Origin of the sequence: Ferruginibacter sp. (assembly GCF_049840995.1) — a bacterium.
Taxonomy (GTDB): domain Bacteria; phylum Bacteroidota; class Bacteroidia; order Chitinophagales; family Chitinophagaceae; genus Ferruginibacter.
Window position 1 is genome coordinate 67,449 of sequence record NZ_JASGIP010000009.1, and the last position, 26,076, is coordinate 93,524.

General features: G+C 41.3%; 27 protein-coding genes. 12 read left to right on the top strand and 15 right to left on the bottom strand.

What is annotated here, in order from left to right; all coding sequences use genetic code 11:
• Positions 1–583: 583 nt before the first annotated feature.
• Both QM738_RS24660 and QM738_RS24665 read left to right on the top strand, forming a co-directional pair.
• On the top strand, positions 584–1,141 hold the full coding sequence (locus QM738_RS24660; protein ID WP_462279444.1) for an RNA polymerase sigma factor: 558 nt from the start codon (positions 584–586) through the stop codon (positions 1,139–1,141).
• Positions 1,142–1,144: 3 nt separating this feature from the next.
• The gene (locus QM738_RS24665; protein ID WP_462279445.1) at positions 1,145–2,752 is read left to right on the top strand and encodes a hypothetical protein; all 1,608 of its coding nucleotides are present in this window, start codon (positions 1,145–1,147) and stop codon (positions 2,750–2,752) included.
• Between the two features lie 100 nt (positions 2,753–2,852).
• On the opposite strand, the gene QM738_RS24670 is transcribed toward QM738_RS24665, so the two are convergent.
• Complete coding sequence (locus QM738_RS24670; RefSeq protein WP_462279446.1) at positions 2,853–4,268, bottom strand: APC family permease; 1,416 nt, start codon at positions 4,266–4,268, stop codon at positions 2,853–2,855.
• A 165-nt stretch (positions 4,269–4,433) separates the two neighbouring features.
• Positions 4,434–4,961, bottom strand: a complete 528-nt coding sequence (locus QM738_RS24675; protein WP_462279447.1) for a thioredoxin family protein — start codon at positions 4,959–4,961, stop codon at positions 4,434–4,436.
• 44 nt (positions 4,962–5,005) lie between these two features.
• Here QM738_RS24675 and QM738_RS24680 point away from each other — a divergent pair, with 44 nt between their 5' ends.
• On the top strand, positions 5,006–5,563 hold the full coding sequence (locus QM738_RS24680; RefSeq protein ID WP_462279448.1) for a UbiX family flavin prenyltransferase: 558 nt from the start codon (positions 5,006–5,008) through the stop codon (positions 5,561–5,563).
• Positions 5,564–5,613: 50 nt separating this feature from the next.
• Here the strand turns inward: QM738_RS24680 and QM738_RS24685 are convergent, their stop codons facing one another.
• Positions 5,614–6,270, bottom strand: coding sequence for a LolA family protein (locus tag QM738_RS24685; protein ID WP_462279449.1), 657 nt, complete (start codon positions 6,268–6,270; stop codon positions 5,614–5,616).
• Between the two features lie 246 nt (positions 6,271–6,516).
• On the opposite strand from QM738_RS24685, the gene QM738_RS24690 reads away from it, so the two are divergent.
• Positions 6,517–7,716 (top strand): DUF4407 domain-containing protein, encoded by a 1,200-nt coding sequence (locus QM738_RS24690; RefSeq protein ID WP_462279450.1) that lies wholly within the window; start codon positions 6,517–6,519, stop codon positions 7,714–7,716.
• A gap of 38 nt (positions 7,717–7,754) precedes the next feature.
• Here QM738_RS24690 and QM738_RS24695 read toward each other — a convergent pair whose 3' ends face one another.
• From QM738_RS24695 to QM738_RS24705, 3 genes are read right to left on the bottom strand one after another with little or no spacing between them, the layout of a single operon-like run.
• Positions 7,755–8,585: a TlpA family protein disulfide reductase gene (locus QM738_RS24695; RefSeq protein ID WP_462279451.1), complete on the bottom strand. Its 831-nt coding sequence runs from the start codon at positions 8,583–8,585 to the stop codon at positions 7,755–7,757.
• The gene (locus QM738_RS24700; protein WP_462279452.1) at positions 8,582–8,962 is read right to left on the bottom strand and encodes a DUF1573 domain-containing protein; all 381 of its coding nucleotides are present in this window, start codon (positions 8,960–8,962) and stop codon (positions 8,582–8,584) included. The genes QM738_RS24695 and QM738_RS24700 overlap by 4 nt, the downstream gene beginning before the upstream one ends.
• A gap of 60 nt (positions 8,963–9,022) precedes the next feature.
• Positions 9,023–9,628 (bottom strand): bacteriocin fulvocin C-related protein, encoded by a 606-nt coding sequence (locus tag QM738_RS24705; protein WP_462279453.1) that lies wholly within the window; start codon positions 9,626–9,628, stop codon positions 9,023–9,025.
• A gap of 162 nt (positions 9,629–9,790) precedes the next feature.
• Between QM738_RS24705 and QM738_RS24710 the strand changes: the two genes are divergently transcribed.
• The 4 genes from QM738_RS24710 (at position 9,791) to QM738_RS24725 (ending at position 14,992) form a co-directional block, all read left to right on the top strand.
• Positions 9,791–10,138, top strand: coding sequence for a helix-turn-helix domain-containing protein (locus QM738_RS24710; protein ID WP_462279454.1), 348 nt, complete (start codon positions 9,791–9,793; stop codon positions 10,136–10,138).
• 123 nt (positions 10,139–10,261) lie between these two features.
• On the top strand, positions 10,262–12,850 hold the full coding sequence (gene mutS / locus QM738_RS24715) for a DNA mismatch repair protein MutS (RefSeq protein ID WP_462279455.1): 2,589 nt from the start codon (positions 10,262–10,264) through the stop codon (positions 12,848–12,850).
• 116 nt (positions 12,851–12,966) lie between these two features.
• A complete protein-coding gene (locus tag QM738_RS24720) occupies positions 12,967–14,664 on the top strand; it encodes a PKD domain-containing protein (protein WP_462279456.1) in 1,698 nt (565 codons plus the stop codon).
• On the top strand, positions 14,633–14,992 hold the full coding sequence (locus tag QM738_RS24725; RefSeq protein WP_462279457.1) for a gliding motility-associated C-terminal domain-containing protein: 360 nt from the start codon (positions 14,633–14,635) through the stop codon (positions 14,990–14,992). Before QM738_RS24720 ends, QM738_RS24725 begins: the two co-directional genes overlap by 32 nt.
• Positions 14,993–14,997: 5 nt before the next feature.
• Here QM738_RS24725 and QM738_RS24730 read toward each other — a convergent pair whose 3' ends face one another.
• The 5 genes from QM738_RS24730 to QM738_RS24750 all read right to left on the bottom strand — a co-directional run bounded on the left by QM738_RS24730 (position 14,998) and on the right by QM738_RS24750 (position 19,144).
• Positions 14,998–15,525 (bottom strand): YdeI/OmpD-associated family protein, encoded by a 528-nt coding sequence (locus tag QM738_RS24730; protein WP_462279458.1) that lies wholly within the window; start codon positions 15,523–15,525, stop codon positions 14,998–15,000.
• Positions 15,526–15,545: 20 nt separating this feature from the next.
• Positions 15,546–16,376 (bottom strand): sulfurtransferase, encoded by an 831-nt coding sequence (locus QM738_RS24735; protein WP_462279459.1) that lies wholly within the window; start codon positions 16,374–16,376, stop codon positions 15,546–15,548.
• 67 nt (positions 16,377–16,443) lie between these two features.
• Positions 16,444–17,334, bottom strand: a complete 891-nt coding sequence (locus tag QM738_RS24740; RefSeq protein WP_462279460.1) for a 3-hydroxyacyl-CoA dehydrogenase family protein — start codon at positions 17,332–17,334, stop codon at positions 16,444–16,446.
• Positions 17,335–17,453: 119 nt separating this feature from the next.
• Positions 17,454–18,080, bottom strand: coding sequence for a class I SAM-dependent DNA methyltransferase (locus QM738_RS24745; RefSeq protein WP_462279461.1), 627 nt, complete (start codon positions 18,078–18,080; stop codon positions 17,454–17,456).
• 14 nt (positions 18,081–18,094) lie between these two features.
• Positions 18,095–19,144, bottom strand: a complete 1,050-nt coding sequence (locus QM738_RS24750) for an RluA family pseudouridine synthase (RefSeq protein ID WP_462279462.1) — start codon at positions 19,142–19,144, stop codon at positions 18,095–18,097.
• Positions 19,145–19,279: 135 nt separating this feature from the next.
• Here QM738_RS24750 and lipB point away from each other — a divergent pair, with 135 nt between their 5' ends.
• Positions 19,280–20,017: a lipoyl(octanoyl) transferase LipB gene (gene lipB / locus QM738_RS24755; protein WP_462279463.1), complete on the top strand. Its 738-nt coding sequence runs from the start codon at positions 19,280–19,282 to the stop codon at positions 20,015–20,017.
• Here lipB and QM738_RS24760 read toward each other — a convergent pair.
• Together QM738_RS24760 and QM738_RS24765 are read right to left on the bottom strand one after the other, a co-directional pair.
• Complete coding sequence (locus tag QM738_RS24760; RefSeq protein WP_462279464.1) at positions 20,014–20,805, bottom strand: hypothetical protein; 792 nt, start codon at positions 20,803–20,805, stop codon at positions 20,014–20,016. The two genes, lipB and QM738_RS24760, sit on opposite strands and share 4 nt — an antisense overlap.
• A gap of 61 nt (positions 20,806–20,866) precedes the next feature.
• Positions 20,867–21,772, bottom strand: coding sequence for a 1-aminocyclopropane-1-carboxylate deaminase/D-cysteine desulfhydrase (locus QM738_RS24765; RefSeq protein ID WP_462279465.1), 906 nt, complete (start codon positions 21,770–21,772; stop codon positions 20,867–20,869).
• 84 nt (positions 21,773–21,856) lie between these two features.
• On the opposite strand from QM738_RS24765, the gene QM738_RS24770 reads away from it, so the two are divergent.
• Positions 21,857–22,756 carry a sugar phosphate nucleotidyltransferase gene (locus QM738_RS24770; protein ID WP_462279466.1) on the top strand — a complete coding sequence of 300 codons (900 nt, stop codon included), beginning with the start codon at positions 21,857–21,859 and terminating at the stop codon, positions 22,754–22,756.
• A gap of 75 nt (positions 22,757–22,831) precedes the next feature.
• Here the strand turns inward: QM738_RS24770 and QM738_RS24775 are convergent, their stop codons facing one another.
• Positions 22,832–23,923 carry a S1 family peptidase gene (locus QM738_RS24775; protein WP_462279467.1) on the bottom strand — a complete coding sequence of 364 codons (1,092 nt, stop codon included), beginning with the start codon at positions 23,921–23,923 and terminating at the stop codon, positions 22,832–22,834.
• 1 nt (position 23,924) lies between these two features.
• The gene (locus QM738_RS24780; protein ID WP_462279468.1) at positions 23,925–24,491 is read right to left on the bottom strand and encodes an RNA polymerase sigma factor; all 567 of its coding nucleotides are present in this window, start codon (positions 24,489–24,491) and stop codon (positions 23,925–23,927) included.
• A gap of 134 nt (positions 24,492–24,625) precedes the next feature.
• On the opposite strand from QM738_RS24780, the gene QM738_RS24785 reads away from it, so the two are divergent.
• Positions 24,626–24,835 (top strand): hypothetical protein, encoded by a 210-nt coding sequence (locus tag QM738_RS24785; RefSeq protein WP_462279469.1) that lies wholly within the window; start codon positions 24,626–24,628, stop codon positions 24,833–24,835.
• Between the two features lie 310 nt (positions 24,836–25,145).
• Positions 25,146–25,985 (top strand): prephenate dehydratase, encoded by an 840-nt coding sequence (locus tag QM738_RS24790; protein WP_462279470.1) that lies wholly within the window; start codon positions 25,146–25,148, stop codon positions 25,983–25,985.
• Positions 25,986–26,076 lie beyond the last annotated feature (91 nt).

A 26,076-nucleotide genomic window follows, 5' to 3' on the forward strand; every position in this document is an offset into this window, starting at 1 on the left:
CAGGATAATGTAAAAGTCTGTGTGTCGTTAAATAGTTTTTAGTGATAGGTGCTGCTTATGTAACATCCCAAATAAAAAAATAGTATCCTTATTGCTTTCTGTTACTGTTAAACATAAGTGAAGATGATAAAAGGGTGTTTAAATGGATTTATTGATACATTGGATTGTCAGGTAAAAGTCACGAAAAACAAAATAGAGCAGGCTTATAGAAATAAGCCTGCTTGGATTGTATTCGCCATAAACCTTACTTAACCTTTGTTGCAAAAGCATTGCTGCTTTTGTATACAGTTTTTAAAACCGGGAAGGCTGCTTTCATCTCCTCAATGTCCTGCCTGTGCAGGCATTTGTCCGCATTGTACTACCTGTATTGTAGTAGCAACCACTACAGCGACCCAAAAATTTGGTAAAATCCCGGTTAAAAAAAGACCTTATTGGTGAATTATCTTTTGTGTGTGATAATTTTGATCAACCAATTCTAAAACAGCAGATGCTGACTTAGGATCAAAAGGTTGGGTGGAAAAAATAATTTTATTTTTTACCCAACCATTTAACATTCACTTAGCATCTTAGCAATATTCACCATATGCAGGAGCAATTAAACCAGCTTATACAACTATGTATTAAAGGGGAAAGACATTCCCAGAGCAGGTTGTATGCATTGCTGGCGCCCAAGATGTTTGTTATATGCCTGCGGTATTCAAGGAACAGGGAAGAAGCAGAAGAAACTTTGCAGGAGGGTTTTATGAAAGTATTTGAAAATTTACAACAATTTAAATTTGCCGGTTCCTTCGAGGGCTGGGTAAGGAAGATAATGGTGAACTGTGCCCTGCAGAAGTTCCGTAGTAAATCGCATTTGCATGCTGTAGTGAATATTGATGATGTAAAAACAGAATACGGCGGTTCGGAAAACATATCCTCCCAACTTGGAACAAAGGAATTACTGCAGATGGTGCAATTATTGCCATCGGCTTACCGCATGGTTTTTAACCTGTATGTTTTTGAAGGAATGAAGCACAGGGAAATAGCAGAACTGCTGGGCATTTCAGAAGGAACTTCCAAATCCAATCTATCAGATGCAAGGGCCATTTTGAAAAAAGCTGTTATGAGCAGCGCACAGATCGCTAAACAAAACACCATTTAGCTTATGAGTGAAAATTTACACGATATTGATAAGTTATTCAGGGATGCTATCGACGAGCACCAGGAAATGCCTTCCGGTAAGGTGTGGGATGCTATTGATAATAACCTGGATAAATCGAACATCATCCAGATAAAAAGGAAATACAATAACCTGAAGCGCCTGGCTATTGCCCTGCTGCTGCTTTTAACAGGTACCATTATTTACGAGATAGAGTCGAAGAAAACAGGTGGCGAAACGATCGTACAGAATGATGGTAAGAATAACCCAGCCAACCAGGCTGCTGATAATAATACAGGCAGCAGTAAAGCAGGGGAGCAGGATAAGACAGTTGCCGGCACCAACGGAGATGACAAGGCAGCTGAAGAAACTAACAGCACTGCATCGGGTAGTAATGAGACCCGTAATGCAGTGATCGATGCCACAAAAGAAAACTCCAGCACTTCATCAGCAACAATACCAACATCTGCAGAAAAAGGCATTACTATTCAGCAGCAGAATGGCCGTAATACCATTAAAATTAAACAACCCGTTGCAACAAATGATGACGAAGCAGTTAACGAAGATAATAGTGTATCCGGTACCGTTACTGAAAATAAAGGCAGAGGTAATAATAAAAGGAACTCCACACACAAAACAAAGATCCGTATCAAAAATGGCCGTGCTGTTGAAGATACAGAGGGTGATGAAGATAATGTAGCTCAAAACAATACTGATAAAACGGCTAATACAGGTAATATTGCCGAACTGGCTGCACTGCAAAACGAAAAGGCAACAGCATTAAATATTGCCACCCGTAAAAATGAATTAAAGGAGCTTACCAAAAGAACATCCCCAGAAGCGGTAGCAAAAAACAGTAAGCCTAAAAAAGACAGGTCATTTCACTTTAATATAATGCCGTATTATGCACCGCAGTTTAGTTTTAACAGGGTGGTAGATGACCGCACCAATGCCAATACAGGCCCGCCGCCCAGGTACAACAGGGAGCAGGCAAAAGAAGGCGAAACAAAAGAAACGATCGCATCATTCGGAATATTGGCTGAAGTGCCTTTGACCAAAAGATGGAGTGTGCAAACCGGTATTGGTTATGTAAAGAAAAAAGTGGATATCGAGCCTAAAAGGATATATGCTAAATTGGATAATGAGGGTAAGGTAAAATACCGTTTTGACTGTTCTTCCGGCTTTATCTATATCTCGCCCAAGGGCGGTAATACACCTTCTGTTGGTGATAGCGTGAGCACCGTAGCTTCTGTTAATTCATTGCAGTATATCAGTGTGCCGCTGGCAGTGAATTATACTATTCCCCTGGGGAAACTCAGTATCATACCTATGATCGGTGCTACTGCCAATTTTTTAACCAAACAAAAAATTGAAACAGAGATAGTACAGGGCTCTACAAAGGAAAAACAAACCAGCAATAATATCTACGGTTTAAAATCCAACTATTATAGTGCATTTGCAGGCTTGGGATTGGAATATAATTTTAATAAGAGAATTGCGTTAAATATTACACCGACGGCCAATTTTGCCCTGAATGCCATTAATAAAGACGCTGCGGTAAAAGTGTATCCTAATGCGGTTGGTATTGCAACGGGACTAAAAATAAAATTCTGACGCTATGAAAAAAATGTTGATCGCAGTTAACCTGGTAATCCTGGTTGCGCTGTTCCTCTGTACCGGCAAATTCCTGATCAGTAACTCTATTTTGTAAGGATCATTGCCCTATCTGTTCCACCAGCTCTTCTTCGTCCGCAATATTCCCGGACGTATAAGGCCATTTACCCTGCAGCCTGGCATAAATAAAGTACACGATCACGCCGCTTCCAAAAACCACCAAAAAAGAAATGATTATGGTAAGGCCGGTAGCGAAAAAAACAGCCAGCCATATCGCAATGGCCAAGATCACCGGGAGGGGATATAAAGGCATTTTATAGGTCAAATGAGTCGTGCCATTTCGCTTCCTTAACAGCATTACCCCGATGGCCTGCCCAATGAATTGCACAATGATACGCATGGCGAGTATGCCATCAATAACATGTTTCATTTTGAACAGCATGCTGAAGATAAAGGCAAAGCCTGCCAATATCAAAAGGGATACGTAAGGGAAATTCTTGGTGGGATGCAGTTTGCCGAATATTTTAAAAAAAGCGCCATCTGCCGCCGCTGCATAAGGTACCCGGGAGTAGCCCAACATTACTGCAAACAAGGAGGCCAGGGCCACCCAGAGTATCATTACCGTGGCAATTTTAGCTGCCGTGCCGCCATACAATCTTTCGATGAATATGCTTACCACGTAATTGCTTTTATCGGCTGCATTGCCCAGTTTGGTGGCTTCCCATTGTTTTATTTCCTGCCAGGGTATCACGCTGCTTACACTGGTATTCAATGCAAGGTATAGAATGGCAATACCGATCACCGAAATGAACATGCTGCGGGGAATATTCCTGCCGGGATCTTTTATTTCGCCTCCCAGGTGACAGACATTGTAATAGCCAAGGTAACTGTAAATTGATTTTATACAGGCCTGCCCAAATACAAATGAAACCAGTTTGCCCCATTCAAAATCGTTATTGATATCTTTTAAAGGCTGCAGGAAATTACCATGTGCAATGCCCCCGAAAATGATCCAGCCCAGTGTAAGTAAAACGCCGCTCCAGAGTAATACGCCGATCTTTCCAATGCTGTCGATCTTGCGGTACAGCAGGAAGGTGATCAGGATGATCACCAGGCCCGAAACGGCTTTTTGCTGCCAGGCATCCAGGTGCACCAGGTAGCCGAGGTACTGCGAAAAACCGATGGCTGCCGAGGCCGCCACCAGCGGTGCCTGTATCACCGTTTGCCATACATACAAAAAACTCATCATGCGGCCCATGCCGTTCTTGCCATACGATTCCTTTAGGAAATTATAGCTGCCGCCGGCCAGCGGGTAAGCGGCACCCAGTTCGCTCCATATCATCGCATCCACCAGCGAAAGCACCGCGCCGGCGATCCATGCATAGAGGAACATGCCGCCCATCAGCCCCATTACAATAGGCAGCGTAACAAAGGGGCCGATGCCCACCATGTCGATCATATTTAAAACCGTGGAGTGAAAAAGCCCGAGGCTGCGCTGAAGTTTTGGTGCCGACATGAAATGAATTGAAAATGGAAATTACGACATCTGCACATAAAAAAAACCGGATCCCTTTCGGGGCCCGGCGCTAATCGAAAACCATTAACCATTAAACCTTATCCTATGAAAAACCATTAAATAAGTCGATAATCGTTTCTCAGTGGTTGCATGGTTGTAAATATTTTACCATGAAGCAGTGAATTCTTTCATGTAATCAGGAAAATTCTTGGTCTTGTAAACACCATTGCCAAAGAATTTTAAAGGGGGTTCCAGCTCTGATGGTTTCAGATAACCCGATAACGGCGCCGGCTGTGCGTCCAGCGTGGATAATAAAACCGTGGTGGGATAACCCATACGGCCATATAAAAGATATACTGCCAGGTCGTTGGCCTTATAAGCAGGATTGAAACCGTATTTTTTTCCGCTGAATTCAACGCTGTCTTTTGATTCTGCATCGAATTTTACCGCATAATAATTTTCGTTGATGTAAGCAGCTACTTTATCATTGGCATAGGTTTCTTTGTCCATTACTTTACACCAGCCGCACCAGCTGGTATATACATCAATGATAACAGGTTTTGGATTTTTGCTGTATGCTGCACTTAATTCTGAAATACTCAGCCAGTTGATCTTTTCTTTTTTTTCTGTTTTAAAAGAGAATAACAGCACCGGCAATGCCATCAACACCAAAAAATATTTAACCTTTTGCATGAATTAATTGTTTTGTAGCTTAGATTGTTTGAAAACGCAAATAAATGAATAAAATTGTAATTGCCATCACGGGGGCAAGTGGTTCAATTTACGCTAAAATATTATTAGAAAAATTACTACATGCAAAGGAGCAATGGGCCGAACTGGCGGTGGTGATGACGGAAAATGCCAAACAGGTATGGCAGACAGAGCTTAACAACCACGATTACAGGAACTTACCGGTAAAATTCTATAGCCAGCAGGATTTTAATGCACCCTTTGCTTCCGGCTCGGGGCAGTATAATACCATGATCATCATACCCTGCAGCATGGGCACACTGGGCCGCATTGCAGGCGGCATCTCCAACGACCTTATTTCCAGGGCCGCAGATGTGATCTTAAAGGAGCGGCGCCGGTTGATATGCGTTGCCAGGGATATGCCTTACAACCTTATCCACATCCGCAATATGGAAACCATTACCCTTGCAGGCGGCATTATTTGCCCTGCCACGCCTTCTTTTTACAGCCTGCCCAAAAGCATTGAAGAACTTGCCGCCACGGTAGTAGACAGGGCGCTGGACCTTGCCGGAATTGATATCAAAACTTTCCGTTGGGGGCAATAAAAAAGGACTGAAAAATTCCAGTCCTTTTCCTATAATGCGTTGTATTAAGATTACCTGAGATCAACCACTTCCACACCGGGATATTTTTTCGCATCAAACACAAACTGGTTGTCTGCAACAGCACTGCTGGTGTTCATACTGGAAACGGTATAAGTATAACGGTTTCCGGTTTTTTCAAACACTTTGGTGGTAGCGATGGTTTGTGAAGCTTTATTGATACTCACCAGCACTTTATGAAATGCCTTGCTTTTATCAATGGGAGTTAATTCCACTTCCTGTATGCCTTTTACCTCGCCGTTGAGTTTGTACAAAAAGTCTTTATCGTAAAAGTTGGTGAATAATTTTTGTGGAGTGATGGTATTGTTAGTGGGATCCAGCTTGCTGATGGTAACTTCGTTGCTGGCCTTATCGTAGGTCCATACATTAGAGCCATCGCAGAATATTTCCTGCCCGGTTACGCTGATCCTGTACTTGGTACCTTTCATGTATACGGTACCTGTTTTAGCACCCAGGCTTTTACCGGCGCTGTTCTCCATCTTTAAAGAGAATTTTGCCGTAACATTCTTAAAGGTCTTGAATTTGGCGCTTACCGCATCCAGTACTTTTTTAGCATCAGGATCGCTTTGCCCCATTCCTTTAGGAGGTTGTGCGCTGATGGTTAAAAAAGCCAATACATTCAATAATAAAGTACAGTATATTTTTTTCATTTTAACAGGTGTTATTTTAAAACAAGCTAACCGTTTAAACGGCGCAAAGATATGAGAATAGATGGGTTTGAGCAACCGAAGTTTAAAGGATGTTTTTAATAAACTGTTAATGTATTGCCAACGCCGAAATAAATGCCATAACATTCCGTTAATACGGAGGGATTAATTATTTTGCAATCACTTCAACTCGTCTTTCTGGTTCAACTCAACTTTTGAACATTTATTAATTCATTTTAATTATTAAAAATGACAGAAAGAAATATTCCTGTTTCCCAAAGGGAAACCTACGAGCCTTCCCAGTTAACTGAATTTTTATGGTGGCTGTCCACAGCCGAAAGAGAAATATTGATCGATTCTGTTGTTGACCGTAACCGTTACCGCATTATTGGTATGACGGTGCTGGCAACCTGGCTGTTTGCCAGTTTTACCTGGACCTATTTTTTCAGCACCATTGTTGATTCCACTTTACTCGCCGTGGCGCTGGGTATTTTTATGGGCTTTATCATTCTCACCATCGACAGGGCATTGATAAAAGGCATCACCAAATTCAATAAAAAGAAATTTACACCGCTATTGTTCAGGGCGCTGCTTGCACTTACCATTGGTACATTTATGGCGCAGCCTGCGGTATTGTATATGTTCGATAAAGAAATAAAAATGCAGACCTCGCTGGACAATGAAAAAAGAAAAATGGTGAAACGGCAGGAACTGGATTCGCTGTACAGCAACCGTAAGAATGAATTGTTACAGCAAAAAGAAAAAATTAAAACCGACCTGGATAATAAATATGCAGAAGTGAATAAAGCCCGGCAGAATTTTTTATCCGAAACGGATGGCAGCGGCGGTACCGGCAAAGTAGGCATAAAAGATATTGCTATTGCTAAGCGGAACGAATATCAAAAACTGGATGAGGCCTACCAGCTTACTGCAAAAACGGAACAGGCCAAACTGGATGGCATTGATAAAGAGTTGAACGAAATGGAAGGGAAGATAAAGGCAGAAGAAACTGCGTTTACCCAGTACCTTAATAATGGATTTTTAACCAGGGTGGATGCATTGAGCAACCTGCTGAAGAATAATCCTGCGCTGGAATTCCGTTATTACCTCATTGTATTTATTTTAATGCTGATAGAACTGATGCCGGTAATTGCAAAAACATTATTGCCCAGTGGCAGTTATGATGAAAAGGTGCAGTTGCGGGAAGAAATGGAAATTGAGATTGCCCGCAGCAATATCCGTAAGGAGCATCAATTGAAAGAACTGTACAACCAGATGGCGCATGAATATGATGGAGAAGCTATCACGGCATTCTTCCGGCTTACCAAAGATGACCGGACTGAAAAAATAAGGGCTTTCAGTAAAAAATGGAAAGAAGAAAATCACCAGACCTTTGATGGTTTTTGGGAAAAGATGAAGAAGGAGATACTGACCAAGCAGGAAAATTGACGTTAAAAACCGGTTAGAGGGGTAAAGATATTTTATACTCATTCGGTTTTAATTTGTGCTATAGCAGATTCAAAGTCTCCGCGAAATACAATGATTTCATTTTTAACTACGATGGCTGTAGGAAAATACTTGATTTGTAAAAAATCGAGTATTTTATCGTCTTCGACAAACAGCTGCGAAAAAGTATATTTGAATTTGTCGAGCTTGTGATAATTGTTGGCCATTTTTTCATTCCTTATCGGTACATTCACGGTATAGATTTTAATTTTTGAGGTGTCAGTAATTTTATTGATACTATCAATAAAAGGGAAGAGATCATAACAAGCTCCACAATTTGAGTTCCAAAAATCCAAAACAACTGTTTTTGCCTGTGCGGGTATAATTACTTTATTTCCTGAACTATCATAGAATAATTGGGCGGGATTTTTGAAGTGTACCGTTTTTGTAAACGTACCGTAATTTCTTTTATTTAAGTAAAATTCTTGAAAATATAATAGCCACGATCCGGTAAATAAGGATAATAAAATTGGCACTAACAGATTTTTTTTCAGGAAGAATAAATATCCCGATATAATGCTAATGATGATAAACGCATTGGAAGGAAAACTGACAACAGAAGCTCTGTAGTCAAAGACATTTACTATTAAAAAAAAAGCAAATACCGGCAACAGAATAATTAAGAATAAATGAGATGCCTTCACTGCTTTTATATTTTTCAAAGCAAAAAAGGTTCCTGCGAAGTATGCAATTGTGCCTACAAAAATCTTTATATTAAAACTAAACTTGCCAAGGTAGCTTACTGCTATAAAAAAAGCAATACTTATTAATGAAAATATAATGATAAATAAAAAAAGTACATTCTTTTTCATCTTAATATTTTGCCTTTAATAGTAACGTTTACAAAAGTAGGAACGGAATTTACACGAAATGTTATAAACTTCATAATGTTCCCAGTGTCATTTGCGGCGCTTGGTACATAACGTATTTGAATGGGGGTGCTGTCTCCGGGCTTCACTAAAGAATCTTTTATTTGTACTGCAGTGCACCCACACTCTGTTTCTATTTTTTTTACATAAAGAAGAGAATCAGATTCGTTTTGCAGGTAGATGATTTTGTTTAATGTATCGCGATATGGCAGGTTGATAAAATCGATAGTGTCTGAGGATAGCCTGTAATTTTGTTTTCTTTGTGGATTATTGGTGCAGCCTAAAATTAAAAATAGATAAATAAGATATTTCTTTTTCATGTTTGGATTATAATGATGCAGAAATTTTTGCAGTTGTATTTGTTAGTACTGTAATTTATTTTATGTAATAATTATTATTGTTTTCTGACAATTACCATTACAATCGTACGCCCATAATAATCCACATCCTCCTGATGTATCAGTACAGCCTGCACTTTGGCATGTTAATGCACCATCGCACCAGTCATCACTTTTTGAACACGTGCATTTTTGGGGAGCCAAAGAGGGATTTAGTGTGGAGGCATCTAAAACAGCTTGATTGGAAATACTGCATAATAATGCATGAGCAGTTGAAATACCAAATAACTTTATTGCCGTACTTTTAATCTCTTTTTCATTAAGTGTTTTGATAAAATATGTTTTATCCTGACTAAATAATTGAGGGTCTATGGTTTCTTTTATTTTTGTTATAAACGCTTTTTGTTCGGCGGTAAGCTCCTTGTTTGTTAGCGCCTTTTCAAATTTTCTTTTCCATATTACAGCCTTTTCATTGGCTGTTAAAAGTTTGTACATGTTTTTTTGCTCTTGCAGATTTTCTGAAAGCAAAACCTGAGAGATTGAAGATTCATTTGTAATACTCTGATCGTCCTCTTTTTTAGTTGCTGTCTTTTTACAGGAAATTGCCACAATTGTAATGAAAAGGGCAAGTAATTTAAACGTTTTCATTTTGTTAGATTTTTGTGAGTTTAAGTATGCTGCAAAAATTTCTGTACTTGAAATTTGTCAATTTCCTTTTAATTGGATATGCGAATTGGGTATATTCTATGCATTTTTTGCATATTTTAATTCTCTTATTTTTACATACTTTAGTTTCCTAATTGGCGTACTATGAGCTTTGGAAAGAAATTAAAGGAATTAAGGTTTCAGCATAATCTTACACAGGAAGAAATGTGCGAACAGCTTAGCATGGAGCAATCAACTTACAGCAGATATGAGACTGATAAAAGTACCCCAAACTGGGACGTGATTACCAGAGTGATCGGGGCTTTTGAAGTTTCGTTGATGTGGTTGATGGAATCTGATGCTGAAGTAAAAGAGAAGCACATTGATCAAATTAAAAAGATAGCTCAATCTCACAAATATTACGAAGTACCCAAAGAAGTCATTGAATCTTTACTTCGACAACAGCAAAGTATAGTATCGATTCTCGAAAAAATATTGGATAATAGTGTATGAAATTGTTCTTAAAGGGCCAATATTCTATCTTTTTCAGTAAAAAAGGTCCTTTTAGTTCCTGCTTTCTTATTTTTGCCCACCCTCCATTAGGCACCATTTAGCCTATATGAGGATATAAAATATATGGCAAAAGCAGCTGGAGAAACACCCTTAATGCAGCAACACAATGCCATCAAGGCTAAATACCCTGATGCCATCCTGCTGTTCCGGGTAGGGGATTTTTATGAAACATTCGGGCAGGATGCGGTGGCAACTGCGGCCGTACTCGGTATTACATTAACCAAAAGAAATAACGGCAATCCTGATGCATCCGAACTGGCGGGTTTTCCGCACCATGCACTGGATACGTACCTGCATAAACTGGTAAAGGCCGGTTATCGTGTAGCCATCTGCGATCAGCTGGAAGATCCCAAACAGGCAAAGGGTATTGTAAAGCGGGGCGTTACCGAACTGGTAACACCCGGTGTTGCTACCAATGATAAATTGCTGGAGCATAACAGCAATAATTTTTTAGCTGCACTGCATTTTGAAGAGAACAATATCGGTATTGCATTTTTGGATATCAGTACTGGTGAATTTTTTTTAGCAGAAGGCGATGCCGCTTATGCCGATAAATTACTGCAGAGTTTAAAACCTGCAGAAGTGATCTTTCAACGCAACAGGCAAAAACAATTCAAAGAATTATTCGGCCCCAAATTTTTTACTTACACTTTAGACGAATGGATATTTGCCGAAGCCTATGCCACCGAAAGTTTATTGAAACATTTTGGTACGCACAGCTTAAAAGGTTTTGGCATTGAAAAAATGAGCCTGGCCATTATTGCTGCAGGCGCTGTGCTGCATTATTTAAAAGATACGGAGCATCCCAACCTGGGTCATATCACTTCTATACAAAGGATAGACAAAGACGAACATTTATGGATGGACCGCTTTACCATCCGTAACCTGGAATTGTTTGGTGGCGAAGGGCAGAACACTTTACTGAAAGTGATGGACAATACCGTGTCTGCCATGGGTGCAAGATTATTGAAGCGCTGGATCATCATGCCGCTGAATAGTATTGATAAGATCAATGAACGCCTGGATGCGGTGGAATTTTTTATAAAAGAAGTGGATACCCGGAATAAGATCGCACAACATATCAAGCAGGCTGGTGATGTGGAACGGTTGGTAAGCAAAGTGCCGTTGAAAAAAGTAAATCCCCGCGAAGTGTTGCAGATAGCAAAAGGTTTGCAGCAAACAGAAGCGGTAAAACTGATCTGCGAAAATTCCACCAATGCTTATTTAAAAAGACTGGGCGATTCGCTCAATCCCTGTAAATATATTTTAGACCGGATCGTTAAAGAGATCAATGAAAATCCTCCTGCAGTGGCAGCAAAGGGAGGTATCATTGCAGATGATATCAATGAAGAACTGGATGGCTTGCGAAAAATTGCCAGCGGCGGTAAAGATTATTTATTGCAACTGCAGCAAAAAGAAGCGGCTGCTACAGGTATATCTTCTTTAAAGATCAGTTTTAATAACGTGTTTGGTTATTACCTGGAAGTAACACACGCACATAAATCAAAAGTACCTGATACCTGGATACGCAAACAGACACTGGTAAATGCAGAACGCTATATCACCCCTGAATTAAAAGAATACGAAGAAAAAATTGTTGGTGCTGAGGATAAGATACTGCAGATAGAATTACAGCTTTTTGAAAAACTGCTGAATGAATTGCAGGATTATATTGCACCCATGCAGGTGAATGGTCATGTACTGGCCATACTGGATTGCCTGACCTGTTTTGCGAATAATGCCCTGCATTTTAATTATAAAAAACCGCAGCTGGATGAAGGCAATATATTAGATCTTAAAGATAGTCGCCACCCGGTGATCGAAAGGTATTTGCCCGTTGGCGAATCTTATATTGCCAATGATATTTTGCTCGATCCTTCCTCTCAACAGATCATTATTTTAACGGGGCCCAATATGAGTGGTAAGAGCGCCATTCTGCGGCAAACAGCCTTGATAACATTGATGGCCCACATGGGTAGTTTTGTGCCTGCCGCTGCGGCCAAAGTGCCCCTGACCGATAAAATATTTACAAGGGTAGGGGCGAGCGATAATTTAAGTGGTGGTGAAAGTACTTTTATGGTGGAGATGAATGAAACAGCGAGCATCATCAATAATATCACCAGCCGCAGCCTGGTACTGCTGGATGAGATAGGACGTGGTACCTCCACTTATGATGGTATTTCCATAGCATGGAGCATCGTAGAGTTTTTGCATAAAAGCAGCCACTCGCCCAAAACATTATTCGCAACACACTATCATGAATTGAATGAACTGGAAAATAAACTACCTGCGGTAAAGAATTATCATGTGACCAATAAAGAAGCAGGTAATAAAATAATTTTCCTGCGTAAACTGGCTCCCGGGGGCAGTACGCACAGTTTTGGTATACATGTTGCACGGATGGCGGGTATGCCGCCGGCATTGATCAATCGTGCCAACGAAATACTGGCGCAGTTGGAGGCAAGCCGTAATACCAATACTGATGAAACCGTGAAGCAATTGAGTACGCCCAAAATGCAGCTGAGTATTTTTGACGCACATTCTGTTACTTTCGATGAGATACGCAACCTTTTGGAAACAGTGGATATCAACCGTCTTACCCCCGTGGAAGCATTATTAAAACTGCAGGAGATAAAAGGTAAAGTAAAATAACCAGCTATTTCGCTGTGTATTTCAATCAATTGATACATCATTACTTGTTAAAACCTTATTAACACTTGCAGCATTATTGCCTGTAAAGGCATCTTTACTATAATTTCGCTTGGGTTATGATCAAAAGGATATTTGTTTTACTGGTAGGTGTTATTGTGTTTGCGGGCAGCAATGCGCAGACCGTGTGCACTGCCCTTGGTCAAAATCCTTCTACAGCCTTTCCCGTTTGCGGTACTTCAAGTTTTTCTCAGTCCACGGTGCCGTTTTGCGGTGGAAGAGATATACCTGCACCTTCCTGCCCCAGGGCGCCCTTCTCGGATAAAAATCCTTTCTGGTACAAATTCACCTGTTTTACAGGTGGAACGCTGGGTTTCCTGATCAATCCTAATTCTCCCGAAGATTATGATTGGGAATTATTTGATGTTACTGGCAGAAACCCCAATGATGTGTATACTGATGCCAGTTTGATAGTTGCCTATAACTGGTCTGCAGAATTTAAACCAACCGGCACCGACAATTCGCAGGGTACTTCTTTGAGAGAATGCGACGGTCCCGGTGTGAATACTTATTGCAGCATGCCGGTGATCATACAGGGCCATGATTATTTATTACTGATCAGTCACTTTTCGGATACGCCTAATGGTTATAGTCTTTCTTTTGGCGGCGGTACTGCTGTTATTACCGATCCCAAAGAACCCCACATGGAAAGCTCCAGGGCCATTTGCGATGGTACCCAGGCTGTGGTCAAGCTCAATAAACGCATGAAATGTAACAGCCTTTCTGCAGACGGATCGGAGTTTACGATCACTCCGCCTGTTGCCAATGTTATTGGCGCAGTTGGATACGGCTGCACGGCAAGTTTTGATATGGATTCGGTGATATTGACTTTGGACAAGCCACTGCCACCGGGTAATTACACCATCAATATAAAAAATGGTTCCACAGATAATAATACTTTAAAAGATAACTGCGACAGGCTGATACCGGTGGGTGAAAGTATACCGATGGTAGTGTATCCAGTTTTTCCAACACCAATGGATAGCATTACCAAACCCGGTTGTGCACCTGATGAACTGGAACTGGATTTCTCCAAACAAATAAGGTATATCCGCTGCAGCAGCATTGCGGCAGATGGCAGCGATTTTATTGTGACCGGTACCACGCCTGTTACCGTGATCGGTGCATCGGGTGTATGCGGAAACGACGATCTGACAAAAGTGATCAAAGTAAAATTATCTGCGCCGATACTAACCAAAGGCACGTACCAGATACAATTAAAGACGGGCAGCGATGGTAACAGCCTTATTAATGAATGCGGCCAGCAAACGCTTCCCGCTTCGCTTACATTTACTACTGCGGATACTGTGAATGCAGACTTTACTTACAACATCCGCTATGGTTGCAGAAGAGATACGATTGATTACTTTCATGATGGAAGAAATGAAGTGAATTTCTGGAAATGGAATTTTGATAATATCCGCACCAGCAACCTGCAGAATCCTTCAATAGTGTATGCTTCTTTCGGAGATAAAACAGTGCAGCTGATCGTATCCAATGGTGTTTGTAAAGATACCTCTGCTGTAAAAACTATTTTCCTGGACAATGATTATAATGCGGAGTTTGAGGCAACGGCTGTTGTTTGTCCCGGCGACGAGGCAACTTATAAAGACAACAGTACCGGCAATATTGTAGGCTGGTTATGGGATTTTGGCAATGGCAATACCAGCACCCTGCAGCAACCGCCACCACAGGTATATCCTTATTCTATGAACGATATAAGAGATGTGCCGGTGCGATTTAATCGTTACCAATAATCTAGGTTGCACAGATACTGCCATACATACCATTAAAGTAGTGGGCAACTGTTATATTGCTGTGCCCAATGCCTTTACACCTAATGGTGATGGATTGAATGATTACCTGTACCCGCTGAATGCATACAAAGCAAAGGACCTTATTTTTAAAGTGTACAACCGATTTGGTCAACTGGTATTTCAAACCACTAACTGGATGATAAGATGGGACGGTACTTTTAAAGGACAAGGCGCCGATCCGGCAACTTATGTGTGGATACTGCAATACACTAATATTGATACAGGGAAACGTATTGAGCAAAAAGGCACTTCGATACTGATCAGGTAATGAATTTATCCCTGTAATTTTTTTCTTTCATCTCTTTCCTCCCGCAGCATTGCGCCAAAATCCATTTTGCGTACCATGGTTTTTATTACCAGTGCAATGCGTTTGGTTTTAGTGGCTTCTGTCTTGGCACTCTCTATCCATTTGGTAAAATAATTGCGGTGGCCCTGCGGCAAACTGTTGAAGTGTTCCAGCGCTGCCGGTTCATCGGCCAGGCATTCCATTAATTCTGCTGGCGGCAGTATGGGTGCATCATCGGCCTGTAGCTGTACTTTGATTGTGGCGCCTTTCCGCTTGCCCGTACCCTTACGCATAGACGCATTAAAGGCCATGATAAAATCTCCTTCGCCCATGGGCATCAATGCAACTTTTTCTATTGCATGATCATCCAGCTTTCCTTTTACACGAAAAGATTTTTTATTGCCTGGCTTTAATTGCTTCGCAATTTTTGCAGGTATGATAATATAGGTCCACCCGGTCTTTTCACCCTGTTCATCAAACTTTAATAAAGTGGCGTTGAATTGTATCATAGACATGCTAAAAATAATTCTTTTCTTCAGCTTATCACAGGTGTGCCTGGAAGCGACCCCCATTCGCACCAGGAACCATCATACACACTTAAATGTTTGTAGCCGGCAATGGCAGCGCCCAAAGCTGTGATGCATGCGGTGATGCCCGAACCGCAACTGAAAATAATCAGTTGTTCCCTGTCTGCAACAGCATTGAATATATCTTCCAATGCAGGCTTTTCTTTCAAAATATTACCGTTGAGCAGTTGCTCAAAATAAATATTCACTGCGTTGGGCATGTGGCCGCCTTTCAATCCTTTTCTTGGTTCGGGAGCCTTACCTACAAATCTTTCAGGAGAACGGGCATCAACAACAATTATATCGTTGCTCAGTAATGCAGCGGCTACAGCAGGTTGCGCTGTAATGAGTGATGGCTGGTATGAAGCGATGAAATCACCTTTTTTTAAAGGCTGTGCATACGCTTCGCTGCAAGAGAAACCGGCTTTCTTCCATTGAGGTAAACCGCCGTTCAATACATAAACCTGTTCGTGCCCCATAGCCCTGAACATCCACCAGGCCCGGGGTGCAGCATATACTCCAATATTATCGTATACTACAATGATGCTTTGCTGGTTGATACCCAGTAACTGCGCTTCATGCGTGAATGTTTCGGCAGAAGGCATCATATGCGGCAAAGGATGCTGCTTATCACTAAATACATTTTCGATATCAAAAAAAATACTGCCAGGGATCTTTGCTGTATCTTTTTGCAACAAAGGATCTGCAACAGGCTTTTGCAGGCTTGCGTCTAAGATAATAAGTTCGGGATTGTGACGGTTCTCAAAAAGCCATTCAACAGAAACAACAGGAGATTGCATGGAAAATATTTTCGTACTAAAAGTACAACAATATTATCCTGTAAAAAGTTGTTTGAAATTGTAGCGCTCAATGTTTCTTTGCAGCATCGGGGTAATCTTCGTAAAACCCTTTACCACTTTTAACACCCAGTTTTCCGGCTGCAATATATTTTTTTAATAACTCCCTTGGGCCTGCAGGCAATGAGGGAGTAAGTTCTGCATAATGTTCTTCAATGGCCAATATCACATCCAGCCCTACCTGGTCCATTTCTCTGAAAGGGCCAAAGGGTGCGCCTGTATTCACTAAAAATATTTTATCAATATCCTGCGGCGTGGATACACCCGTTGCCACTACGTTCAGGCATTCTCTTTTAATGGCAGCCCATACACGGTTGAAGATAAATCCAACACTTTCCTTATGCACTTCAAAAGGTACCAGTCCGCCAAGGGAAGGTAAGGTCTTTATCAAAGTACTGATCACTGCCGGATCGGTCACACCACAGCTCATTACTTCCACTGCATTTTGTGTGGGCGGCATATAAAAATGCGTATTCACCACCCTTGCTTTGCCGGCATCACTTACGTGATCGATGAACTGGCTGCTGGGGAATGAAGAGGAATTGCTGGCGAGTATCGCGTCTGCAGGCGCCAGCCGGTCAAGGTCGCTGAATATTTTTTTCTTCAGATCCAGTTTTTCAGGAATGGCTTCAAATACCAGCCAGGCATTGGCTGCAGCTTTTGCAAGATCATCGGATAAAGTGATGGTACCCTTGCTGCCGGTCTTGAATTTTTCTAATAATTTCGGTAATTGTTCTTCTATAAAATCTTTTGCTTTACCTCGTTGTTCTTCAGACAAATCGAATATTCTTACTTCGCCGCCGCCTGCGGCCATCATTAATGCAATGCGCCTGCCCAAAGTGCCTGCGCCGATAATGAGTATGGGTCTTTGCTGGTAATCTGCCGGTTGGGTGTAAGCCATAACTGTGTTTTTATTGATGAATGATCATTTAAATGCTGCAGGTTGCGGCAGCACTAAATAAAAATCGGCCAATTAACGCAGTTGGTATATACTCAATATTTAGTAGATGGAACGGCGGTTTAATTCTTTTTAAACAAGAGTGTCAGTATGCGGGGGAGATTTTTGTTGTTGTCATCATCAAAATATTCATCCAGTTCAACAAGTTGCAATCCATGTTTTTTTGCAGCACCAACAAATTCAGAAATATGATGGTCATAGCATTCCACTACCTGTGTGCCGGTTGCTGTTTCAAACCTTGCTTTAGAGCCACTGTATTGTTTAAAGGGATGCAGCTCGCCAATATACACATGCCCGCCGGGTGCAAGCACTGCGGCCACTTTGCTGAAAATAGCATCCAGGTCCTGTATATGTTCCAGCACCAGGCTGAAGGTAACAAGATCATATTGTTTATTGGTAAAAGCCCAGGGCAATGTAATATCAGCCTGTATAAATTGTACCGCATCTGTTACGATCTTTTGTTTTGCTTTGGCCAACATGGCTTCTGAAAGATCGACCGCAGTGATATGCTTTGCTTTTGTGATGAGCCATTGTGTATTCTTGCCGGTACCACAGCCAATCTCCAGGCAATGATCAAATTGCACATCCGCCACAACAGTCTTTAATGCTTTTGCTTCAAGATCACGTGTCTTGTTCTCGTTAGTGTCGTATTGCTGCGACCAATTGTTGTATGCCTCTTGTACATTCATAATAATAGCATTTTTTATTCGTGGCCTTTATGGCCAATGTATTTCCGCCATTTCTCTATCACTGCATCCATATCAGCCGGCAGCGGGCTTTCAAAGTGCATGGGCTTTCTTGTCCTGGGATGTATAAAACCCAATTCCCTTGCATGCAGGGCCTGGCGCTGGCACAATGCAAAACAGTTATCTACAAATTGTTTGTAGCGGGTAAAAACAGTGCCCCGTACGATGCGGTCGCCACCATAAAAATCATCATTGAACAATGGGTGCCCGATCAATTGCATGTGTACCCTTATCTGGTGCGTACGACCCGTTTCCAGCCTGCATTCCACCAGGCTTACATAATTGAAGCGCTCCAGCACTTTGTAATGCGTAATGGCATCTTTACCATGATCGCCATCCGGGTAAGCAGTGAAGAGTTTCCTGAATCGCAAATGCCTGCCCACATGTGCAACGATGGTGCCCTCATCCTTATCAAAATCGCCCCATACCAGTGCAATGTAACGGCGGTGTACTGTATGATCGAAAAACTGCTTTGCAAGATCGGTCATGGCTTTTTTGGTTTTGGCCATCACCAGCAAACCGCTGGTATTTTTATCAATACGGTGCACCAGCCCAAAGCGGTTGAGTTCAGTTTCATCGAGCTGGGGATTTTGCTGCAGCAGGTGATAGGCCACACCATTTACCAAAGTGCCATCAGGATTGCCGCTGCCGGGGTGCACCACCATGCCCGCAGGTTTATCAATGATCAGGATATCATCGTCTTCAAAAATAATATTCAAGGGAATATCCTGCGGAATGATCTCAGAGCTCTCGGGCGAACTGTCATCGTACACCACGATCTTATCATAGGCCTTTACCTTGTAATTGCTCTTTACAGGTTTTTCATTCACCAATACCATCTCATCATCAATGGCCTGCTGTATCTTATTACGGGTGGCGCCTTCAATACGGGTCATCAGGAATTTGTCAATACGTAACGGTTCCTGCCCTTTATCAATGGTAAGGGTCAGCTTTTCGTATAACTCTTCGGAGCCCTGTAATTCTTCTATGTCCTGTTCTTCGTTCATTATTGTGAATTTCGAATATGCGAATGTCGAATTTTGAAGGTGCGAATTTCGAATATTTTTCGGTCCAAACCATATTCGCTATTCGATATTCGCACATTCAACATCTGTCGTATCTTTGCAAATTAAAACATTGCAGTGGATAACCATAAAGTGATATTCAAAGACCTGGGTATTATTGATTACAAAAAGGCCTGGGATTACCAGGAAACATTGTTGCAACAAAATGTGGCCATTAAAACTGCTTTGCGCAATGGGCAAACTCCACCTGAACCGAGCACCACTCATTATTTTTTGTTTTGCGAACATCCGGCAGTTTATACACTGGGCAAAAGCGGCAATATCAATAATGTGCTGATGAGCGATGAGGAACTGGAAGCCAATCATATACAGTTTTTTAACACCAACCGCGGCGGCGATATCACTTTTCATGGCCTGCAGCAGGTGGTGGGTTATCCTATACTGGACCTGGAGCAATTTTATACCGATATCGGCAGGTACCTGCGCAACCTGGAGGAAGTGATCATTTTAACAATTGCCGAATATGGTATAAAAGGGGAACGCAGCAGCGGTGAAACCGGGGTGTGGATCGAGCCGGGTGTTTTGGGGAAAGAAAGAAAAATCTGCGCCATTGGCGTAAGATGCAGCAGGTGGGTCACCATGCATGGCTTTGCGTTGAACGTAAATACCGACCTGAGTTATTTCAACAATATCATTCCCTGCGGCATACAGGATAAACAGGTTACTTCCATCGAAAAAGAACTGGGCTATAAAGTGGATTATGAAGAAGTGAAGGAAAAGATCAAGAATAATTTTGAAAAAGTTTTTGAAGCAACAGCTGTGCCTGCTGAAATTACCGCTACCCTCAGTAATTAATTCTGCGGCGGCTGCGATTTGCCATCCTTTGAAATAAAGAATTTATTTTTCTCCATCAGCTTACCGCTTTCGTATACTTCAAAATGAAACCAACCGGCGTGCACAAAATTCACCTTTTCAATAATAAGGAAGGATTCGTGTATCTTATTCAATTCAAAAAGTGGCAACTCATTCTCATCGAAAAATTTTACAGTGTATCTTTTTGATTCTGCATCCGGCAATGAAATGATCACATTATTATCTTTTGCAGTAAAGATGCGCCTGCTGGGGTAAGTAATGATCTCGGAGTTGATGATCACGGGTACCTGTGTTTTGGGCTGGATATTTTTCGGGTCTTTCTGCCTGCTGTCGCTGATGGATTGTATAGCCGATTTATCGCGGCCTGTAATTAAGAAGGGGAAGGAAGTGTCGGGCACATTCACTGTTTCCTGCACTACTTTTACCGGTCTCCCGCTTTTACTGAACGCATACGTACCTCCTTCAAAAGCAATAAAAACGCGGTAGTACATTTTGTTGTAGGGAGGCTTTATATCGGCATAACCATTCTCTGTACTTTGCGGATTTAAAACAGAACCTACCGTACTGTAATTGTGCAGGCTGTCGTAGGAGCGCTGAATGTTGATGGTACTAACCGGCAGTTTGTAATTATTGATCCAGCTCACAATGATCTGCCCGTTGATATTCTTTACCGTAATATTCGGCAGGGTATTGGGCAAAGTATCCTGCGCTTTTAAGGACGCTGCCAGCAGATTGAAAAAGAGGATGAACAATAAAAACGGCCTTTGCATATTACTATAACGAGGATAAGCGGCTTTAAATTTTATGGCAAAGATAATGGGATGTTAATAATTAGAATAATAAACTGCCTTCCGGCAGGGAATTATTGCCCTGCAGCCCGCCTGTGTGCAGGCAAAGTACTTGAGAACCTTCCGGGAACCGGTCGTTTTTTATACGGTCAAAAACTGCATAAAATAATTTTGCAGTGTATACAAAATCGGTCGGCAGGCGGTGTTCTTGCCAAAGCCGGTTCATGAATGCAAGCAGTTCAGGTGTTTTTTTTGCGTAGCCGCCAAAATGATATTGATCTAGTACCTCCAGGCGGTCCCTTTTCCAGTTGCCACCTGTTAAATAATGAATTCTTTGTTCAATATCGGTCATGCCTTTTAAAACGGGTACACTTATTACTGATGTATCATTGTTGTTCAGCAGCAGGCCGGCAACAGTGGTGGCAGTGCCGGTAGCAGTACAAATATGCGTGAAGCCTTTTTCTTTCGCCAGGTCAATGATAAGTGCGGCGCCTTTTGCACCCATCGGGTGGTAACCGCCTTCGGGAATCACCATGCAATCACCCCATTCTTTTTGCAGACCCGTGATAAAATCTTCATTTGCTTTCTCATCATACACACTTCTTGCAACAAATTGCAGCTGCATGCCATAGTGCATACATTGCTGCAGGGTGGGGGAGAGCGTGGCAGGTTTTTCCCCTCTTACAATACCTATACATTTAAGATCATTTTCCCTGCAGGCAAAAGCAGTGGCCACTAAATGGTTGGAGTATGCGCCGCCGAAAGTAAGGATGGTCTTGTGTTGCGACCGTAATGCGGCTGCTAAAAAATAATGCAGTTTAAATAATTTGTTGCCCGATACCACGGGATGTATTTGATCGAGGCGCAGTACCGACACTGATAATTTTTTTTGCGCCAGTAATTCCGCATCCAGTTGTTCAACAGGGGCATCAAAAATATTAAAAGGCATTTTTATTATATCTTATCGGGTTTATAGTATTTTCGTTGCTCAAAAATCGGGCATTAATTTTTCATTCTTTAATTTAAATTATCAATGCAACCAACTCTTTTGATCTTAGCTGCCGGTATGGCAAGCCGCTATGGAAGTATGAAACAAACGCAGGGCTTTGGACCCAGTGGCGAAACTATCATGGATTATTCTATTTATGATGCCATCCGCGCCGGTTTTGGCAAAGTGGTATTCATCATCCGCAAAGATTTTGCTGAAGGATTTAAAAATACTTTTGAACCCAAACTGAAAGGAAAAATAAAAACAGAATATGTGTACCAGGAAATGGATGCTCACCTGGACGGTATGCCGGTACCCGAAGGCCGCACCAAACCCTGGGGCACAGGCCATGCGGTATTATGCGCCAAAGATGTAATTAAAGAACCCTTTGCCGTGATCAATGCCGATGATTTTTATGGTAAGGATGGTTTTGTAAAAGCAGCAGCATTTTTAAATAACGACTGCAACGAAAAAACCTATTCCATCATCGGGTACGAACTGGCGAAAACGCTCAGTGAGCATGGCACCGTTAGCCGGGGCGTTTGCGTAGTGGATAAGGACAATAATCTTGTAAGCATCAATGAACGTACAAAGATCTACCGGGAAGGAAATATTATTGTTTATGAAGATGACAATGGCAAACACGAAGTGCCATTCAATTCAAGTGTATCAATGAACTTCTGGTGCTTCCACCAGTCGCTGTTCCCACTTACAGAAAAATTATTTCACCAGTTTGTAAAAGATAACAGTGATAATATCAAAGCTGAATTCTTTATCCCGCTGATCGGTGATGCTTTTGTGAAAGATATGGGCGGCAATATCAAAGTGATCCCTTGCTCTTCACAATGGTTTGGTGTAACGTATAAAGAAGATGCACCCGTGGTAAAAGCCAGCATCGATAAGCTGGTGGCAGATGGAGAATATCCTGATAACCTGTGGGCTTAAAATATTGTACAGTATAAAAAAACGGTCTCAAATGAATGAGACCGTTTTTTATTTCGCTTTTTGCTCAAAGCTATTTTACTCGTAACTCTTAATTAAGAATACGCAGCTTGTTACTTTTTTCACCTGCTGTTCCCTGTCCAGGTTTTTAATGGTATTGGCGCTCGCCAATTTTATATTAGAAAAGGCCGTGTCTTTTTTCAGGTTTTCAATGGTCTTGAAAATATACATTGACTTAACCGCGTAAACACCACCACCTGCTGATTTATCACTCAGTATACCAATTACATCGCCGTTTTTATTTAATACAGGACCACCACTATTACCATGATCGGCTGTAATAGCGATCTGGTAAGAAAGCGTATCATTCTGGAAACCTGTTTCACTGCTCAAATAGCCCTCACCGTATACAATACCATCTTTAGGAAAGCCCATGGTGTATACCGGTTCTGCAAGATTTACGGATTTGCCGATACTGTATGGCAATGACTTGTAAGGAACAAAATCTTTATCATCTATTTTTAAAACTGCTATATCACGGGTGTTATCCTGCATACATACAGTAACCAAAAACTGGCGGCCCTTATCATTAGTAGCAATAATGGTTTTTCCCTGCAGCACATGGGCGTTGGTAATAAGGTATCCCTGGCCATCAATCAAGAAGCCGGTACCACCAGATTTAGGTCTTGCATCACCAATTAAAGTCTTTATATCGTTAACCTCGTTCTTGGTTTTTTTCTGATCTTCTTTTATAGCTGTCAAATCTCTTTTAAGCTGTTCGTACCCCGGGTTGGTTTTATCACCGCTGTTATTATAAACTGAAGTTAATCCTGCGGTAATAATAGAAACAATACCGGCAATACTGGCTGCAACGGCTGCAATGCGCTTGTACCTCTTCCACAGGAAGGCCACTTTGGCCCTGCCTTGTAATTTAGCAGGGTTGATAACACCTTCGTCGGTCAATTTGATCTCCGCTTCAACCAGTGCATGTTTAAAATTCTTGATAGCGCCGTATTGATCCAGTTCGTTCAGGAAATAAGTATGCTCCACCACCATCTGGTCTACCTCAGGATTGTTTTTCCGGAGTTCTTCCAGCATGGTCCTTTCCTGCTCAGACATTTCTCCTCTCAGGTATCTTTCAACTGCATCCATTAATAATATGTCATCCATGTTACTGTCCATTTTTATATTGTGCAAAGAATAATTTTTTCAATCGCATTAAACACTTGTATTTCTGTGTTTTAGCATTATCAGCATTGGTATATCCAAAATCGGCTGCTATTTCCTGCATGTGCTTTTTCTGTATATAATATGCATCCAGCAAGCTTTTACAGGGTTCGCCTATCTTACTCATGGCGGTTTCCATTAATATGAAGTCGGCATTCTTTTTTTCGTGCGACTCAATATCTTCTTCCACCGGCACACTCTCTTCTATATGTTCCAGATGCCCGCTGAAACGTTGCATCTGGCTCAGTCTTTTTAGCCATAACCGCCTGCAAACTGAATATATATAGGTCTTTATCTGGCTGCTGAGCTCAAAACTCTCGGTCCGGGCCTTCTCGTACAGCACTATCATGGCTTCCTGGAAAATATCCCTTGCATCATCCTGGCTACCGCTGTTATTGAGTATAAATGCCTGGATCATAGCGTAATTGGACCGGTAAATGGTCTCGATAGCCTGCTTATCGTTCTCAGCCAATCCCTTGAGTATCAGTTTTTCTTCTTCTAAATTGCTCACCCGGTAATATTAATACGATTAAAGATTATTTGTAACCCAAAAGAACGAAAAAAAAAGTTAATAAATATTGGGTTACCTTTTTTGAGTCTCAGTATAAATATCAAATTATAATTTTAAAAATTAAACAAACAAAAATGAAAAAAGTATTTTTAGCATTAGCAGTAGCTTCTGTATTCGTAGCTTGTAACAATGGTGGTGAATCTGAAACTCCAAAAACTGATTCTCCAGCTGCAACTACTCCAAAAGTTGACTCTCCAGCTGTTGCTCCAAAAGTTGATTCTCCAGCTGTTGCTCCAAAAGTTGACTCTCCAGTTGTTAAGAAAGATTCAGCTGCTAAGAAGTAAGCACTTTCTCAACCGGCCATTGGTTGCTTGTGTAATTCAGCCGGTTTCAGTATAAAGATTTTTAAATGGCAAGCAATCGTTAAAGTCCCTCTTAATTTTTAAGGGGGATTTTTATTTTTTTGTTGATATAAACTTGTTTTCCTATTTTTGGTATTCAATGATGAACAAAGGCAACCATAGCTTCTTTTATTTTAGCTACTATTTTACAAATAGGCCGGGATGCTTTTGTTAATACTGAACATAAAATAAACAGACTAACATAAAGAAAATCCCGGCTAAAAGGCCGGGATTTTTGTTTTACAAATAATGTATGAATAAAAAAGTCTCGATACAGGGTTTTGAAGGAAGCTTTCACCAGGTGGCTGCACGCCAGTTTTACGGAAAAGCTACGGAAGTGATCTGCTGCGCAACTTTTAAAGAAGTGATAAAGCTCGCTGCCGATAAAAAACAAAGCGATGGAGGTGTAATGGCCATTGAAAATTCTATTGCGGGCAGCATATTACCTAATTATAATTTACTGCTGAAAAGCAATCTTAAGATTGTTGGTGAAATATACCTGCAGATCAAACAGAATCTTTTGGTAAACCCCGGGGTAACGCTGGAGGATATACGGGAAGTGCATTCGCACCCGATGGCCATACAGCAATGTTTTGGTTTTTTAGATAAATACAACTGGAAGCTGGTGGAAACAGAAGATACCGCCCTGAGTGCCAAACATATTCACCAGCACAAGAACAAACATGTAGCGGCAATAGCCAGTAAGCTCGCCGCCGAATTATACAACCTGGATATGATCGCTCCCAATATCCATACTTTAAAAAATAATTACACCCGCTTTTTAGTATTACAACCAAATGATGTTGCAGTGTCTGTAACAGATGCAGACAAAGCTTCCATTAATTTTTATACCGATCATTCCAAGGGAAGCCTGGCAAGGGTGCTTACTAAAATTGCAGAAGAAGGGATCAATCTTTCCAAACTGCAGAGTATGCCCATACCGGGCAGCGATTTTAAATATTCTTTTCATGCAGATATGGAATTTGAAACAGCTGCACAATTCAACAACGTAATAGAAAAAATAAGACCACTGACAGATGAGCTGAGTGTGTTGGGCGTGTATAAGAACGGGAAGAGCAATAACACGAATTAAAAAATAAATGACACGAATTTGAACGAATTACACCAATTAAAACAAAGGCACTATCTAAATGAATTCGTGTAATTCGTAATAATTAGTGTAA

What these genes read in the sequence shown, in the direction of transcription:
- QM738_RS24660 (WP_462279444.1), top strand. Translation starts at nt 584, where the DNA reads ATGCAGGAGCAATTAAACCAGCTTATACAACTATGTATTAAAGGGGAA.
- QM738_RS24665 (WP_462279445.1), top strand. Translation starts at nt 1,145, where the DNA reads ATGAGTGAAAATTTACACGATATTGATAAGTTATTCAGGGATGCTATC.
- QM738_RS24670 (WP_462279446.1), bottom strand. Translation starts at nt 4,268, where the DNA reads ATGTCGGCACCAAAACTTCAGCGCAGCCTCGGGCTTTTTCACTCCACG.
- QM738_RS24675 (WP_462279447.1), bottom strand. Translation starts at nt 4,961, where the DNA reads ATGCAAAAGGTTAAATATTTTTTGGTGTTGATGGCATTGCCGGTGCTG.
- QM738_RS24680 (WP_462279448.1), top strand. Translation starts at nt 5,006, where the DNA reads ATGAATAAAATTGTAATTGCCATCACGGGGGCAAGTGGTTCAATTTAC.
- QM738_RS24685 (WP_462279449.1), bottom strand. Translation starts at nt 6,270, where the DNA reads ATGAAAAAAATATACTGTACTTTATTATTGAATGTATTGGCTTTTTTA.
- QM738_RS24690 (WP_462279450.1), top strand. Translation starts at nt 6,517, where the DNA reads ATGACAGAAAGAAATATTCCTGTTTCCCAAAGGGAAACCTACGAGCCT.
- QM738_RS24695 (WP_462279451.1), bottom strand. Translation starts at nt 8,585, where the DNA reads ATGAAAAAGAATGTACTTTTTTTATTTATCATTATATTTTCATTAATA.
- QM738_RS24700 (WP_462279452.1), bottom strand. Translation starts at nt 8,962, where the DNA reads ATGAAAAAGAAATATCTTATTTATCTATTTTTAATTTTAGGCTGCACC.
- QM738_RS24705 (WP_462279453.1), bottom strand. Translation starts at nt 9,628, where the DNA reads ATGAAAACGTTTAAATTACTTGCCCTTTTCATTACAATTGTGGCAATT.
- QM738_RS24710 (WP_462279454.1), top strand. Translation starts at nt 9,791, where the DNA reads ATGAGCTTTGGAAAGAAATTAAAGGAATTAAGGTTTCAGCATAATCTT.
- mutS (WP_462279455.1), top strand. Translation starts at nt 10,262, where the DNA reads ATGGCAAAAGCAGCTGGAGAAACACCCTTAATGCAGCAACACAATGCC.
- QM738_RS24720 (WP_462279456.1), top strand. Translation starts at nt 12,967, where the DNA reads ATGATCAAAAGGATATTTGTTTTACTGGTAGGTGTTATTGTGTTTGCG.
- QM738_RS24725 (WP_462279457.1), top strand. Translation starts at nt 14,633, where the DNA reads ATGTGCCGGTGCGATTTAATCGTTACCAATAATCTAGGTTGCACAGAT.
- QM738_RS24730 (WP_462279458.1), bottom strand. Translation starts at nt 15,525, where the DNA reads ATGTCTATGATACAATTCAACGCCACTTTATTAAAGTTTGATGAACAG.
- QM738_RS24735 (WP_462279459.1), bottom strand. Translation starts at nt 16,376, where the DNA reads ATGCAATCTCCTGTTGTTTCTGTTGAATGGCTTTTTGAGAACCGTCAC.
- QM738_RS24740 (WP_462279460.1), bottom strand. Translation starts at nt 17,334, where the DNA reads ATGGCTTACACCCAACCGGCAGATTACCAGCAAAGACCCATACTCATT.
- QM738_RS24745 (WP_462279461.1), bottom strand. Translation starts at nt 18,080, where the DNA reads ATGAATGTACAAGAGGCATACAACAATTGGTCGCAGCAATACGACACT.
- QM738_RS24750 (WP_462279462.1), bottom strand. Translation starts at nt 19,144, where the DNA reads ATGAACGAAGAACAGGACATAGAAGAATTACAGGGCTCCGAAGAGTTA.
- QM738_RS24760 (WP_462279464.1), bottom strand. Translation starts at nt 20,805, where the DNA reads ATGCAAAGGCCGTTTTTATTGTTCATCCTCTTTTTCAATCTGCTGGCA.
- QM738_RS24765 (WP_462279465.1), bottom strand. Translation starts at nt 21,772, where the DNA reads ATGCCTTTTAATATTTTTGATGCCCCTGTTGAACAACTGGATGCGGAA.
- QM738_RS24770 (WP_462279466.1), top strand. Translation starts at nt 21,857, where the DNA reads ATGCAACCAACTCTTTTGATCTTAGCTGCCGGTATGGCAAGCCGCTAT.
- QM738_RS24775 (WP_462279467.1), bottom strand. Translation starts at nt 23,923, where the DNA reads ATGGATGACATATTATTAATGGATGCAGTTGAAAGATACCTGAGAGGA.
- QM738_RS24785 (WP_462279469.1), top strand. Translation starts at nt 24,626, where the DNA reads ATGAAAAAAGTATTTTTAGCATTAGCAGTAGCTTCTGTATTCGTAGCT.
- QM738_RS24790 (WP_462279470.1), top strand. Translation starts at nt 25,146, where the DNA reads ATGAATAAAAAAGTCTCGATACAGGGTTTTGAAGGAAGCTTTCACCAG.